At 42.1% G+C, this 15,097-nt stretch carries 14 protein-coding genes; 7 read left to right on the forward strand and 7 right to left on the reverse strand.

Going from position 1 to position 15,097, the window contains the following annotated elements; genetic code table 11:
• Nucleotides 1-2 precede the first annotated feature (2 nt).
• Nucleotides 3-2,036 (forward strand): protease Lon-related BREX system protein BrxL, encoded by a 2,034-nt coding sequence (brxL, locus tag VNN20_06350; protein ID HWP91800.1) that lies wholly within the window; start codon nt 3-5, stop codon nt 2,034-2,036.
• Between the two features lie 192 nt (nt 2,037-2,228).
• Here the strand turns inward: brxL and VNN20_06355 are convergent, their stop codons facing one another.
• The 3 genes from VNN20_06355 to VNN20_06365 all read right to left on the reverse strand — a co-directional run bounded on the left by VNN20_06355 (nt 2,229) and on the right by VNN20_06365 (nt 4,999).
• Nucleotides 2,229-3,044 carry a DUF5677 domain-containing protein gene (locus VNN20_06355; protein ID HWP91801.1) on the reverse strand — a complete coding sequence of 272 codons (816 nt, stop codon included), beginning with the start codon at nt 3,042-3,044 and terminating at the stop codon, nt 2,229-2,231.
• A gap of 4 nt (nt 3,045-3,048) precedes the next feature.
• Nucleotides 3,049-3,813 carry a hypothetical protein gene (locus tag VNN20_06360; GenBank protein ID HWP91802.1) on the reverse strand — a complete coding sequence of 255 codons (765 nt, stop codon included), beginning with the start codon at nt 3,811-3,813 and terminating at the stop codon, nt 3,049-3,051.
• Between the two features lie 319 nt (nt 3,814-4,132).
• Nucleotides 4,133-4,999 (reverse strand): hypothetical protein, encoded by an 867-nt coding sequence (locus VNN20_06365; GenBank protein ID HWP91803.1) that lies wholly within the window; start codon nt 4,997-4,999, stop codon nt 4,133-4,135.
• Between the two features lie 720 nt (nt 5,000-5,719).
• Here VNN20_06365 and VNN20_06370 point away from each other — a divergent pair.
• The 6 genes from VNN20_06370 to VNN20_06395 all read left to right on the forward strand — a co-directional run bounded on the left by VNN20_06370 (nt 5,720) and on the right by VNN20_06395 (nt 10,342).
• On the forward strand, nt 5,720-6,358 hold the full coding sequence (locus tag VNN20_06370; GenBank protein ID HWP91804.1) for a hypothetical protein: 639 nt from the start codon (nt 5,720-5,722) through the stop codon (nt 6,356-6,358).
• Between the two features lie 209 nt (nt 6,359-6,567).
• Nucleotides 6,568-7,236 (forward strand): hypothetical protein, encoded by a 669-nt coding sequence (locus tag VNN20_06375; protein HWP91805.1) that lies wholly within the window; start codon nt 6,568-6,570, stop codon nt 7,234-7,236.
• Nucleotides 7,211-7,822 carry a pentapeptide repeat-containing protein gene (locus VNN20_06380; GenBank protein HWP91806.1) on the forward strand — a complete coding sequence of 204 codons (612 nt, stop codon included), beginning with the start codon at nt 7,211-7,213 and terminating at the stop codon, nt 7,820-7,822. Before VNN20_06375 ends, VNN20_06380 begins: the two co-directional genes overlap by 26 nt.
• 124 nt (nt 7,823-7,946) lie before the next feature.
• Entirely contained in the window at nt 7,947-9,062 is a 1,116-nt protein-coding gene (locus VNN20_06385; GenBank protein HWP91807.1) for a hypothetical protein, read from the forward strand.
• Between the two features lie 152 nt (nt 9,063-9,214).
• Complete coding sequence (locus VNN20_06390; GenBank protein ID HWP91808.1) at nt 9,215-9,910, forward strand: hypothetical protein; 696 nt, start codon at nt 9,215-9,217, stop codon at nt 9,908-9,910.
• A gap of 78 nt (nt 9,911-9,988) precedes the next feature.
• A complete protein-coding gene (locus VNN20_06395) occupies nt 9,989-10,342 on the forward strand; it encodes a hypothetical protein (protein ID HWP91809.1) in 354 nt (117 codons plus the stop codon).
• A gap of 449 nt (nt 10,343-10,791) precedes the next feature.
• On the opposite strand, the gene VNN20_06400 is transcribed toward VNN20_06395, so the two are convergent.
• The 4 genes from VNN20_06400 to VNN20_06415 all read right to left on the reverse strand — a co-directional run bounded on the left by VNN20_06400 (nt 10,792) and on the right by VNN20_06415 (nt 15,072).
• Nucleotides 10,792-12,924, reverse strand: coding sequence for a DEAD/DEAH box helicase (locus tag VNN20_06400; GenBank protein ID HWP91810.1), 2,133 nt, complete (start codon nt 12,922-12,924; stop codon nt 10,792-10,794).
• A gap of 117 nt (nt 12,925-13,041) precedes the next feature.
• Entirely contained in the window at nt 13,042-13,557 is a 516-nt protein-coding gene (locus tag VNN20_06405) for a hypothetical protein (GenBank protein ID HWP91811.1), read from the reverse strand.
• A gap of 124 nt (nt 13,558-13,681) precedes the next feature.
• Nucleotides 13,682-14,710: a DUF6094 domain-containing protein gene (locus VNN20_06410; protein ID HWP91812.1), complete on the reverse strand. Its 1,029-nt coding sequence runs from the start codon at nt 14,708-14,710 to the stop codon at nt 13,682-13,684.
• 44 nt (nt 14,711-14,754) lie between these two features.
• Entirely contained in the window at nt 14,755-15,072 is a 318-nt protein-coding gene (locus tag VNN20_06415; protein HWP91813.1) for a hypothetical protein, read from the reverse strand.
• Nucleotides 15,073-15,097: the final 25 nt, after the last annotated feature.

The following is a 15,097-nucleotide window of genomic DNA, read 5'->3' on the forward strand; positions in this document are numbered from 1 at the left end:
TCATGGAGAACGAAGTAAGCCTCGATCAGTTACTTAACCAGCATTTTGCAGGACGCGTAGTCCGCAAAGACCTGACCAAGCTCCTCAAGGAAGGAGCGAATGTGCCTGTATATGTCCTCGAATACCTATTGGGTATGTACTGTGCATCCGACGACGAGGGTGTGATTGAGGACGGCCTTGAGACCGTAAAGCGCATCTTGGCTGAGAATTACGTACGCCCGGATGAAGCGGAAAAGGTTAAGTCCAAGATCCGGGAACTGGGAAGTTACAAGATAATCGACAAGGTGACTGTCAAATTAAACGAGAAGAGAGACGTATATGAAGCTACCCTCTCAAACCTAGGAGTGAAGGCAATTGATATATCCAGCGAGATAGTGAAGAAATACGAAAAGCTTCTTGTAGGCGGCATCTGGTGTATTATAAGCCTCAAGTATTTCTATGACGAGGGCTCTAAGAGTTCCCCTTTCATTATCGATCAGCTAAATCCGATACAAATGCCTAACCTGGATATGGACGTTGTATTCGAGGGACGGAAGGCTTTCACGGAAGCTCAGTGGATTGATGTGCTATTGAGGTCCACAGGCCTTGAACCGACCATGTTTGAGGATCGGGTAAAATGGCATTTTCTTGCCAGGTTAATCCCGCTCGTCGAGAACAACTACAACATTTGTGAGCTCGGTCCCAGGGGAACGGGTAAAAGCCATATATATAAAGAGATCAGTCCTAACTCGATACTGGTCTCTGGCGGACATACGACAGTAGCCAATCTATTCTACAACATGAGCACGCGGAAGGTTGGGCTGGTGGGGTTATGGGATGTAGTGGCCTTTGATGAGGTAGCCGGAATAAAATTTCCTGACGATGACGGTGTCCAGATTATGAAGGATTTCATGGCTTCGGGCTCCTTCTCCAGAGGCCGTGAGCTTATAAACGCCAATGCCTCGATGGTCTTTGTCGGAAATCTAAACCAGAGTGTTGATACCCTGGTTAAGACCGGACATTTATTTGCTCCATTTCCGGAGGCAATGATTGATTCGGCGTTTTTTGACCGCATGCATGCCTATCTGCCCGGATGGGAGATTCCCAAAATGCGTCCTGAGTATTTTACCAATCAGTATGGATTGATAGTGGATTATCTTGCCGAATTTCTCCGGGAGATGCGTAAGTGGAATTATTCGGATGCTATCGATAAACATTTTAAACTCGGGAATAACCTTAACCAAAGGGATGTTATTGCGGTAAGGAAGACAGTCTCCGGGCTATTAAAATTACTATACCCGCAGGGGGATTTCGGCAAGGAGGCAGTGGAACGCTGTCTTATATATGCACTTGAGTCTAGAAGGCGGGTTAAAGAACAGCTAAAGAAGATAGGCGGTATGGAGTTCTACGATGTGCATTTCAGTTACATCGACAATGAATCCCTGGAAGAAAAATTCGTAAGCGTTCTTGAGCAGGGCGGGGGATCACTTATTCCCGAAGGTCCTCCGAAACCCGGAACTTTGTATACGGTAGCCCTTGGTGCTCATGGTCTACTCGGCCTTTATAGACTTGAGCTTCAGGTCGTGGGAGGAAGCGGGAAACTCTCAATTTCGGGAGTGAGCTCAAGTTCGCAGGCCAGGGAAGCGATCAAGGTTGGTTATGATTACTTTAAAGCCAATATGTCAAAGGTCAGCGTTTCATACAAGGCTGGCGATCATGACTATCATTTACACATTGTGGAACTGCACAATACCGGTCCTACTAATGTTTTGACCTTGGCTAGTTTTGTGGCTTTATGTTCCGCACTGATGGGAAGGCCAGTTCAAAGTCAGATGGTCATACTGGGAAGCATGAGCCTGGGTGGTAACATTGTTCCTGCCGAGAATCTGGCGGAGTGCCTCCAGGTAGCTTTTGACTGTGGTGCGAAACGTATCTTAATTCCGATGAGCAGCGTGAAGGATATCCCTACTATCCCCGGGGAGCTTTTTACCAAATTCCAAACCAGCTTTTACGCCGATCCAATTGATGCGGTATTTAAGGCCTTGGGGGTGGAGTGATATTTTGAATTTTGTTTCTAAGACTTGGACATTTTAGGCATAATGAAATACGAAAGAAATCTATAATACTATAATCCATTTGGAGACAATAAAATAGATCAATCTAATTTGCTAGTTAAGGTAAATCCAAGAAATTAATACAGATTTTAGTTGTTTTCTCCTTTTCCCTTGACTGGAAGTGTCTCCAATTCTTTATTTATTGCTTTTCCTATATTTTTTGCCTAATTTTGATAAGTCTTTGTTCAGAGTTTCGAAAGCAGATGAAATTTTTACTTTAACCTTTGTTTTTTTATCAAAAAGCTTAAATGTTTTCTCAACATACTCTGCGGCTCGATATAAGTAATCAAAATCAGGAGCTAGATCAGGTACAATAGGAATTCTATGATAACGATGTAATGGGTTTGAACAATTTTTCAAGTTGTATTTACAGACATGGTTCCACATACTATGGGTACAAGAACTAAAAGGTGTAAAAGCAAAATCGTAAATGTCCTTACAGTTAGCTTCTTCTGCCATTTTTCTAGTATCAATCCCCGCCCAGCCACCTACATCCACTTCTGTAAGGAAAGTAAATCTTTGAGAATTAATCCATTCCTCTATACTTACTAACAACTGATGTTTTTCAACATCTTCTCCTAAGCTCTTAAGGTGAGCTTTATAATGCTCAAGCATTAATTTTTCCCTTCCTAAACCATATAAAATAAACTTTCTTGCTCTGTCGATTGGTTCCTCAAAAATCCATGCAAGATTAATATATGTGTCTACCATTGTACGAAGTATAATCGGGGCCAAATGTGCATTCCAGGTTGAAGGTGCGTTAGCCAAATTAGATGCTAAACTTACCTGTCTTGCCATGAGAGCACCTATTACCTCATACTTTTCCATTTGTGAAAAATCCAAAGCCCATCCTTTGTATCTTTGAAGTAATTCAGTACGAATCGTTTTGACATACTTGTTCATCATATTAGAAATTTCCTTGGAAAAGGAGCTTGTATTTCTCTTTTTCATCTTTTCACTCGTAGTCACAAGACTCAAGTTCGAGTCCTCTATTCCAAAAATAGGTCGACCAAGGTGAAGATTTTTTATTTTGTTCAAATCCAAAGAAAGCAGTAGTTGTTGCTCTGACGCTTGCAGCAATCCTAATTGATTCTTCGGTTTCTGGATAGTCGGCAACCGCTGGGAAATTAGCTAGTGAGGTTTTACTATCTAAGACCAACATTTCGGTACAGAAGGCAATATAGACTGCGTTGGCCTGTATACGTGTTGAAGGGATTCCAGTCCTATCAAACATTCTAGATAAAAGGAGTTTAAATTTCCCCAAAATTTCGCGGGGTTTCTTAGTTCTAGGGAGCCTATCTCCGAAAAGGAAATCTAAGGGGCATTTGGGATAGAAAGCTCCAAGAGGAAAGAGCGCCTTTTGTAATAGCTCTAATTCATTTGATGACCTCAGAAAGGTTATGATTTTATTTCTCTGATTTTTCTTTAATATACTATATGAACTGGTTGACGCAAACCAAATTTTATTAGGTTGATCATTTACAGTCGCTGCTGCTTTCGCTAATGACAAAGCTAAGGCTGCACCAGTTTTATAATCATAAAACTCATTCAATAAACCTAACCACAATAATTCCGGTAGAATGTAATCTAACCACACTACTTCTTCTAAATTACTTACTTTTTGCAAAAACGGAGGTATAAACCTTTTTCCCACCCTTTGGTGGTCAGATAGAATTCGTTTTATTTTCTCGGTTTTATTTCCAAAATTCTTTTTGCCCATCGGGAAATTGGTTGTTCATTAGGTTAAAAACAAATTTAATACACAGATTATTATTGCTCTACTAGTAAGTCAAGCCAAGAAAGATAGTTAAACAAAACAGGAACTTAGAGAAAAGACGGGCTGGCCTCAATATTTAACCTGAGGGGAGTGGGAGTGTAAAAAATTGATATTTCTTCCTCCACATACTTTTGATGATTGCCTAGTAAATAAAGATTATCTTAACCAGCTGTCTCAAATTTTGCGTTTATCAGAAAGTGTTTCTTAATAGCCCAGTGCCGTGTGTACCACCATGAGTTAAGCGGTACGGCAATTTACTAAATTAGCCTAAGAAAAAGAACTTAAGGCCTTTTAAGATCCATCCCGCACAGACTCCAGCAGGCCCATGGTAGACCCCTCTTGCCGAAGGATGCGGACTGTAAATATACTGCGGTCCTAAAGGACGTTCGCGAGGTGCAACAAAATCGGTGAGTTCGCTTGCATTACTTAGAGGAATGGGCACGGAGCCGTAGGAGGGATTACCTGGTGTCAAGCCATCACGTGTGAGAATCGTTACCATTATATTTAAACCCACAGTCTGATCCAGATGGCTTACGTCACGGACAGCACGCGTTAGTATACGGCCTATGGCATGAGGGCCGCATCTATGATCAAAGCATTGTCGCAAAGAGCGCAATAGGCTTCGTTCAATCTGGCTGGGAACGAGGGCACCGGCAGTTCTAAGAACAAATGGTTGGTTAATTCTTCTGTAGACCGCAAGCGAAAAGTGCTGTGAGGCCGAGGCAAGCCATGTTCCGTCACTACCCAAGAAATTTGATACTACAGCGTAGAAAGACTCTATTTCGGGTGTGGGTTGTTTTTTTCGGTCTTCGACAAACCTGGTAAATCCGACTATGACGAAAGCAATTCTCTTCAAGGCCCCTTCAGTTTCAGGAGCAGTCCAGGGCCAGTTTATACGACGCATGGCATTAGTGGCATCTGTTTGAAGCTTTTTCACACCATTCCACAGTGACTCCGTACCCGACAGACATTCGAGTACCCACTCATCGGTCGGCTGACCTCCTATACGTGCCAGACCTGTATATGCGATTGCAGACTGGCCACAGAAGAAGATAGCCTTGTTAGCATCATCCTCGATGACTTGGCCAGTGGGAAATGACGTCAGCCGACGGTCTGACGCTTGAACCACAAAGTCTCGTGCGATAACACTTAGGATCAAAGTCATTGACTGACCCGGAGTTCGGAAACTACATCTATAAAGATGAGGGATGGTATGAGGGTCTGACGGATCACACAAAGAATTACCTCGTGGCACTTGGTTCGACACATCTCTCTTACCTTCCTATGATGACAATTTAGACACACTTTCCATCCAAGGAGCTGTCCAGGTCTAATGGCGCAGATCTAGTTACTGCAGGTTGTCAGTTCTGTCTGCCTATTACCGATAAATAGAGCTTTCTTGCACAATGGGAGATGCAAGTCCAATTCGACATCTTTTCAGGCAATTTTTCAAGTCATACTATTTTACTATAAAATTGCTTTAGCCATACCTACAAATGCACAATTGTTTGTTGGGCTTCTACCAAATGCTTTTATATCAAATCCGACAGTTTATTAGGTACGCTCTTGGCACTAATGGGGGCACGCCTTGATTGTGAATTCAGGCTTGAAGAATAGAGGAATGCACGCCTTTTTCGCTGAAGAACGCTTTATCGTGTGGTTTTACCTTCCAGTAGGCAAGGAGTTTATTTTTGGGCAGTTTTCTATTTCCTCATCTTGACCCGAAATTAGGTTTTTTGTATTCTGAGTAATAATTAGATTAAGCAATGATTTGCAGAATACTATCCTTTTTCGGATAATATGCTGCATTTTTGCAGGTTAATTATTAATAGCTAGTGATAGCAAATACATGACCATTTCGATAGAAGAAGATGTAAAGAACCAGTACGCTAAGTTCTTCGAGAAAGGTGATTGGCATATTTTTAAAAGAGCTGCCGAATATTATCTTGAAAATGCTGCGAGGGTTTCGACGAGTGATATCAGGTATGAAGCGAAGGCTCTCAAACTATTGAGAAGAAACATTCAAAAAAGACTCTATATCGGCATAGCTTGTGAGTTGTTATTGAAGTCACTATATCTGAAAAACGGATACTGTATTAATAAACTGAAAAGAAATCGAAAGATTGCTGAGCGATATCCGTATCGATTTTCTCAAATTAACCAAGATGACTTTGATGTAACTGAGACTTTTCTATTTAATAAGTTAATGGAAGGCCTGTATGAGATTATTGATTTTGGACCGAACAAATTAACTGTAGATAAAGGTTTTAGGATTGCCAAAGTATTCAGAAACAAAGAAGGACATGTAGTCGTATTATGGCATGATTATGAGCCACAGAATTATCGTGATATTGAGGCAGCTCTTGCCGGGTTCTATAAAGTGGTGTTTTCTGAAGACTTGAGAGTTAGGTTCTCCGTACGTGAAGGCGAAAAGGCAGAGTTTAAAATTAGCAAAATCGCTGACAAAGAGCTGAAGAAGGGCACGTAGGTAAGAAAAAAGACGGAGTCATGTCTACAAAGGGCTGTTACCCAAATGAATTTTATTTCCAATTTCTCAATTAGTTTCTGAAGCTCAACGAGGTCTGCAGAAAAATGTGAGAACTGACTTCAAGAATTGTGTACCATATCAGATTTAGATCCTCAAATCCTGTTACTAGTGCTTTTGCCGGACAATCAGAAAGACGAACAGATTAGCCAATGAAAAGGTCATTTACCTTAGAACAGTTATTACCTATCATCTTAATTTCATTTTTTATATTCTTAGTGTTCGTATTTTTATTGTGGAAAATTCCAGAATTGCAGTTAACTTCTTTAAAAGCCACCATTGGGATAGAAAAAACTATTGAGCTTGAAAACGAACTCAGAAAAACATGGGCACAAATCTTGGGTGGGGCTTTTATCCTCATTGGATTATTTCTAACAGGGTTAACCGTATGGTCCCGATGGAAAACCTTAGAAGTTGCTGAAGAAGGTCAAATAACAGAGCGCTTCACTCGAGCAATTGATCAACTAGGAAGTGATAAACTAGAAATACGTCTAGGTGGAATTTATGCCCTAGAGCGGATTGCGAGGGATTCAGAAAAAGATCATTGGCCAATTTTGGAAGTCTTATCCGCCTATGTTCGGGAAAATGCACCTGGATCATCAAAAGAGGGGTCTACGAAAAACGAAATACCGAAAGAATTTAAATCACCAGCTAAATCATCCGACGATTTTCTGACTGAACTTGCTCAAAGACCAAACCCCAAAACCGACATTCAGGCAATACTTACTGTTATAGGGCGGTGCAAGTCGTCCTTCGGAGGAGTAGATAGAGGAATTGATCTAATACGTACAAATCTTGGAGGAGCAAATCTCAGAGGTTAATTTAAGAAAAACAAGCCTATGGGACTGCAATCTAGAGCACGCCGATCTAACTAAAGCCGATTTAGAAGCATCAAACCTTTTTGGTACTAACTTGGAGGGAGCTTCCTTAATTGATGCAAACCTTAAGCATGTTATATTTAGCAAGGCCAACCTCAAAAAAGCAAAACTTATAGACGTCAATCTTGAAAGTGCTAACCTTAATTCGGCTATTCTGAAAGAGGCGATTCTTTCGCGTGTAAATCTAGAGAATGCACAGGTTAATCATGCTAACTTTGAAGGAGCATCCCTTAAAGGAGCTAACCTTCATAATGCTGGGGCTTGGGGAGCCGTATTTAGGAAAGCCTATTTAAAAGACGCAAATCTAGAGGGAGCAAATTTTCAAGAAGCTCATCTTGAAGAGGTAAATCTTATTAATGCAAACTTGAAAGGAACATACTTGCGTTTTGCTCATCTAGAAGGGGCAAACCTTAAGGAGGCAAAAGGACTTACCCATGAACAGCTCGAACACACATTCATGGACAGAGACACTCAACTCCCTGACTATCTGATTGCTCAAGCTGATACAACGGATAAGTCCGCTAAATGAAGGAATTTATATTTCTATGTCTGCAAAGAGTGCATTGCGGTCACGAAAAAAAACAATAAAACGAGCTTTAGATTGATATGTTTATTGCCAACTAAAGCAAGTAGAATAGTTGGGTAAATGCAACATGGTTGAAATTGAAGAGGTTCTTAAAGAGATAAAAAAGATTTATAAGAGGCTTTATAAGATAGACAGCGACATTTTGACACTCCGAGGAATTGCACGGCCTCAAACACCTCCTACTGAGGAGGAAGAAGAAATGCCTACTTGGCTCCTGCCTGAGGCAGACCATAAACCCGATGAACTTGTAAAAGTATATTTGCCTGAGCTTAACCTCGAATATCAAATAAACGGAACATACCACAACCATAAGGAGACCATGGCATGGGTAGCTACCGCCTTCTATCTACCGACTGTTATTGTTTTCGGATATAAAGCTGGAGAGATCCTTCACTCTTGCCATTCTAAACTACTTCTTCCTGTTTTTCTTTCATTTATTTTTATTCTGGGATTTATATTTGTGAATATGCAGCTTCGAAAACGGTGGGACGCTGCAAACAGAATTACGATAATACAGCAATTCAGGAATTTATTGATTAGTAGTCCAGAAAAATATAAGAATAAAATCAAAGAATATAAGGAAAAATATGAAAAGAAGATCAAAAACTGTGAGAAAAAGTTCAAGGAACTACCAATCGTAATTCAGCAAATCAGGAACTCAGAATATAGGAAAAAGATCGAAGAATATAAAGATAAGATCAAAAAATATGAGAATAAAGATGCAACCTTAATAGAGCTTATTGACGAAGAGGCTGCATTCAATATGCAAAAGCGGAGGAATGCAATTAAATGTTTCTTTCTCCTGCAGAAGTTTGATGACCGACTAAAAACCGAATTAGTTACTTACCTTGTGCTTATTATTGGAACTGTTATTGCTTTCTATTTAGCTTTTGTGATGGCAAACTCACAAGTAGTTGCCATTAGTGAGGATAAGTATGATGAGCTGAAGACAATAATTCAATCAATAAAAGTATCAATCCAACAGCTTCCACTTGACCCTGATCAGAAATCTGAGCTTGAATCTCAATTAATAACAGTCGAGACCCAGTTATCTTCTCCCAAACCAAAATTTATAATCATAAATGAGTCTGTTAATTCAATTAGAAGAATTCTTGAAGGAGTTTCAAGAATAGAGTTGGCACGAACTCTATTAAGGCAAATAGAGTTCTTACGGCAAAAATAGCGGCTTGGAAAATTCTTTTAATAGCAAGGAGCCTTAACTATGAGCGATGTCAAAGAACTCTTAGATTTCGAGAGATACCCACTAGAGTACTAGGAAGTACCGATTGCGATCATAGACTTTTAATTAAAAAATTTAAGAAAAAGGGGGTAGAAATGGGCAAATCTCAAAGCGGTAGAACAATGTTAGAAAAAGATCCTAATCTTGATGACCTTATAGATTACATATCAAATCAAAAGCAAGATAAAAATCCACAAGAAATCCAGAGTAAATATTTGCGTCTAACTGAAGAAAGGAATGCCCTTGATTACTTGGAGAAAGCTTATGATTACATTCGTCAAGTTGAAAAGGATGAGTGGGCTTGGAAATGGGTAATTCTTGCTTTACATAGTGCTCTTTATGGTTTCGCGATCTGCGCTTCCATGGGATCTAGTTCCGACTGGGTCGCTCCTGTAATAAAAAAGGGCAAGAACAAAGGTCAGAGACAGCTTATAAGTATCGGTAAGGCTTTGGAGTTTTGTCAAAATCCAAGTTGGATGAAAATATATGTCCATAGCAAGCACCTTACTTTATCAAAACAGCAAGAAGAGTCTATCGATAAGCTCAAGAACTGGTTTAGAGATGAATTTGAACATTATAAACCTGTAAGATGGTCTATTGAGCTTCATGGTATGCCCCAAATTTGCATAGATGTTTTGGAGGTTATTCGCTTTCTTGCTCTTGAGACTGGTAATTGTATTCATCTAACTCAAACTCAGATTAAGAAAATCGGTTACATAGTTACATATGGAAAACGAATGTTGGAGAGAAGTCAGCTTTATAAAGAGTTCAAGCAAGAGGAGAATAATTAGGGTTATGATGAACGGAAAGAAGGAGTGTAGGCTGATATTCTTATCGTTGTGTCTGCGATCGTTTTAAGGGGGTGTTAAGTGAGGGATAAACAAAAATATTTGGAGATTAGACAAAAGATTATCAAACCTACAATGGAAAGACTCAAGACTGAATATGAAGCCAAGGGTTATAAATGTCAAATTGGTGCGATTAAACCACCTGATGTCACCGAAGGAAGCCGCCAAGGAACAAGAATAATCCGTTCAACATATGGAGCCATATCTCTAACCGTATATGATGAGGATTCTTCACTCGGAACCGTATCCATATTTCTATCAGATAGCGGCTCAGTTGTTGTAAAAGAGATGGATGTAATATTTGGACATAAATATAACCTCGATGAGATTACACCTGAGGTGGTTGAAAATGAAATCCGAAAAGTCTTTGGATAAATAAACAATGTATTGGATGGTGAGTAGAGGTATAGAAGAAATTTGCAGTTGACTCTTAACTCGAAACCTACCGAGGAACGAAGGATGGGGTTGTGTCTAAAAAGACTATTGCCCAAATGAATTTTATTTCCAATTTTTTTAATTAGTTTCTGAAGCTAAAAGTCCAGGGTCAGAGCTTGGAATCGTGAATGCAGGCATAAAGAAGAAAAAGGGCGTACCCTTTTTGTTGGATAATGCTTTTCACGGGTAGCTTCTCCATTGGGGAGCACCTGATTAACAGCAGTGATAACTTTTCATAATTTTTAGATTATCTCCTATCAAAAGATTTTTCTTCTTTAGCGAATGAGCCCATGAAAGTTCCAGGCTTAATATAATATAATTCTAAAATAAAAAAGGCGAGCCTTGCGACTCGCCTGAAAACCCTACTTTGGTGATATAGGGTTTAGTTATCAGAACAGGGCAAACTGTACCTGCTTACCCCGTTCCTTCAGGAGCTTTTCTATATCCCCTTCGGCAACCTCTAGCCTGGTTACCTTCTTTTTTCTAGGTTTTGTGGACTCAATAACATCCACTGTAAGAACGCGGTTTCCTACCTGGGTAACTGTTTTAGAAATGTCTCTTACGGTAGCTCTCTTCTCGTTCCCTGTAAGATCCGCTTCGATTTCCTTTTTACGTGTTCTTGCCCAAACATCTGATAGGGACTCTTTTTCTTCAAGCCCCTCCACCAGGGCGCGGGCAAGCTCAAGCACCATCGAGCCTTCAGCTTGCGATAATGACTGAAGACCCTTATCCGACAGCTCCCCTTCGACTACGAGCGCCGTCTCCAACTTCGATGCGGTGAGCCTCAAAGCCTTCTCCTGCATGGTGTTCCTGTAGCATAGATAGATCACCCGGACCGGCTTGGTTTGACCTATCCGCCATGACCTTCGGGAAGCCTGCCTCAGGGTGTAGATGCTGTATCCGGTTTCGTAAAAAACGATGGTTGGAAACTGATACAAATCCAATCCCGTCTTTACTACTTCAGGATTGCAGATAAGAACATCCACACCCTTTTGGACCGTGGTTTCAATCCACTGCTCCCGCTTTTCAGGGGGAACAGTATAACTCTTGAGTACCTCCGTTTTATACCCGCCTTGTTGAAGCAGCTCCTTGAGCCTTGGGGTAATATCGCGGGTATCGGTGAAAGTGCAGTAAACGAGCACCCGCCTTCCTTCCCGCTTTTCTCTCCTTACTATATCCAGGAGCTCTGCCTCTTTGGGCATTACTCCATCTACAGGAAGGTTGGCAAGCACTTCCTTTTGACCGGAGATTTCAACTTCTATCTCGTTCCTTCTAAAAACAGCGTCGGGAACGAGCAAGAGTCCCTGTAGATAGGAAGCCAGATTCTTCCGGCCTCCATATCTCAGGCTTTGTTTTACTATGTCACGTAAGGCATTCTCCAGCTCCCCGTATTCTTCTGCCTGGCTATCCTCCATATCCAGGGTTATTACCTGTTCCTCATAAGGAGGAAGGGCTTCGGCAACGTCAGAGAGCCTGATAAACACCGCATTTGACAGCACAAAGTGAGGTAACAGAAGCGGGCTTATTCCGGGTAAGGGTTTTACCCGGACGTTCCTCTTTCTAGCCCTTCCGTACCTGTAATCTTCTTCTTCCACTTCCTTGATTATTCGCTCTATAAACCCATAGTCGTCCTGGAACCGGGTTACCGAAACGTGGTTGTACTTCCGTTCTTTCATTGCAGGTGTGTGTGTCCGCCAGAGCAGGTTAAACAGATTGTATGCATAACCGCCCAGGAAAGTTCCGGTAAGGAGAATCCGCTTTTCTATACAGGATGCAAGCTCACCAAGTGCTTGACCCTGGACGGAATCCCCTTTGTACTCATGCACCTCGTCGGCGATGAGTATGTGGAAGAATCCCTTTAGCCACTTTCTTATGAAAGTAGCAAGGGCGAATCTCTTGGGAGGTGTAGCTTCCCATAAAGGTTCTTTGCATTCTTCGCACTTTTTACGGTTTCTCTCTGAAAGCGGTTTGTCCTCTTCAAAAAAAGCGCCGCATGAAGGACAGGCGTATTTCCCAGCGCGTTTTGTCCAAACCGGCTTCCACGAATGATTGAGTTTGGCTCTCTCCCTGGAGAGAATCCAGAACTCATGCACGGAGGGTTTTTCAGGTTTGGTCCTCTTCAGGGAAAGAACCTGACTAAGTTCTTTAAGTTGAATTACCTTTGCCTCGGGAATGTTAGACCTGATTTCCCTTTCCCACTTCAATACCAGATGAGGGGGACAGATGACCAGTATTCTCTTGGGGTTCCGGAAAAGAGAAACAGTTGATATAGAAATCTGGGTTTTCCCTGTGCCCATTTCACCCACAACGTAAACTGAATTCTGATACTTTAGGGCATCGAAGACAGCCTGAGCGGTGTGAGCTTGGGCAGGGTAGGGTGTGCGTCCGAGGTTCTGAAATTCCCCGGAAATTTCCTCTTTGTGAGTATAGATAGGCTTCATTGTGTGCAGTACCTTCTTCTGTAGAGCTTCTGAGAAGGTTTGAATAAAATTGGATAGATTCATGCTTTCTATGGTTTGCATAGATTGGGTTCCTCCTTTTTGTTAGTTTGCTTGATTTGTTGATTTGCAGGTTTGTTTAAAAAACCGGCCTTTTGTGACAGGAAGGGGAAAGGAACTCAGTTCTCTCTCCCCGTTTGATTAAAGAAGTTTCCTCAGTCCTGAAATACTCTTTGAGATAACTCCTTTTAGGCTCTCATAATCAATCCTTATCCAGCCCCCGAGGATGTTGTATCCGTCGATAGGCTCGAAGGATTCTGTGTCATAGACCCACTGCCAGAGCCATTCGCTCCACTCAGGCAGGAATGGGATTTCTCCCATTACCCTTTCCGTTAGCCTCCGTTTAAGCTCACTTTCATCGCGTCCCACTACTGCATGGGTAGATAAATCAGATGGATGAACGAGCGTGTGGATTATATGCGGTGCAAGCCTTCTGGTTTTAATACGGTAGCTCGGGAAATTAGCATCCCTTCTTATGGATAGACCGGCATCATCGCCGAAATAGAGTGGATGGCCTTCTACGAACGCGGCGGAAGCCCCTTTCACCGTAGATTCGCTTCCGGCAAGTGAAAGGAGCACGCAGGATTTTGTGCCGAAGCTCTTCTCGAATAAAAGAGCATCGGCAAATACGTTTCCAAAAGATTTACAGATTATCATGGGCTATCTCCTTAGTAGAGTTTTTATGAATGAAACCCCATCCGAGGAGGTATTTTTGCCTCTTTCCCGGACAGGGTTTCAAAACTTCTCCCCGGCCCGGGGACTTGTTGAATCTTAGGGCTTTTTATTTGATTTCGTGGAATGAACCACTTTGAAGGTCAAGGGCTAAAATCCCGACCTCGACCTTTTCGATTTCTTTTATGGTTCTTACTTCCCTTCCTTGCTCGTCCACATCCACTTCTTCTGTCCGTTCGGTTACCCTTCTGGTCCTGCCCTTTAAAACAAGGTCATAACCCTGAGTGTTAAGGCGTCCGTCCAGGTAGCCCGAGGCCAAAAGAAGCGCTAAATGCCCCTTGCGAAGAGGCATAATAGGACGGCATTCCAGATTCCCGCTAATCTCCTTCCAGAACTCATCCCAGAGAAAGCTTCCTGAAACCAGGCTGGCTGCTTCCTCCTCTTCCACGTCCATTGAAAGGAAATACTGCGGCTGACCCGCCGAACAGGGTAGTTGATAATTGGGCTCATCCTGCATGGAAAGGACTGGTGTATCTATCTCGCCCTTTCCGACTGCAAGAAGTCTGTGCCTTTGAAATTCGTCGGGCACGGACTTCGGTTTCTTCTTTCCGAGGAGGACTACTTGATTGAAGACCTCGTAGTCCTCAGGCGGGAATTTAAATACCCGGATATCCTCATACCAGTTTGAAATGTAGGTTGAGGATTTACTGAGAATATGAACGGGAACTATGAACACCAAGATGCCCCTGTCTGCAAGCTTGTGTGTGAACCGGGTAAGAAATTGATGTTCCAGTCTTTCTGATTTCTCCCCCTCTTCCCTTACTGCCCAATCGTAGGGTGGGTTGAGGAATAACAGGGAAAAGGCTTTGTCCGAGATCTTTGTCCTGATAGCATCGGCTATCAGGACAGTCCCTAATAACCTCCGTGATTGAAGACCTCTCTCACGGTCAACCTCAACTCCATAGGTCCTTCCCGCCAGGGATAAACCTAAAAACTGGAGCGGAGTGCCGTCCCCGCAGCAGGGATCGAGGAACTTGCATTCCCTCTCTGCAGGGAAAACGTAGGAAGCTATTATCGGGATAAGGTGTTCAGGGGTTGGATAAAACCCCAGCTTGGCCTGGCTTTCCAATCTAGCCATTTGTGATACCTCCTTTTTGTTTGGTTTGCTTATTTAGGTGTTGATTAACTACACTTGGACCAACCGCACCCCATGCAGGTAGAACAGCTACCTTGTTTCTGTGTCGGACTGCTGCATAAAGGACAAGGTTCTCCGCTAATTTGGGGCTTGGAATGGGTTGGAGAGGAAAGAAATTCTCCTTCTCCTTTTTTGATGCCATTATTGCTAAAGAGAAGGTACACGCGAATGCTCTGAAGGCGGTCCGCAAGCTCCTCTTTTAGCAATTTGGGCATAGTAGAGAATCCCTTCTCTGAAGAAAGGATCGTTGCCGTTAGACCTTCGAGAGACATAACGGCGCTTTTGAAGTCTTGTAACTGCTTCATGATTGTATACCTCCTTGGTACGTAC

This window comes from Thermodesulfobacteriota bacterium (genome assembly GCA_035559815.1).
Taxonomy (GTDB): Bacteria; Desulfobacterota_D; UBA1144; order Nemesobacterales; family CSP1-2; genus DATMAT01.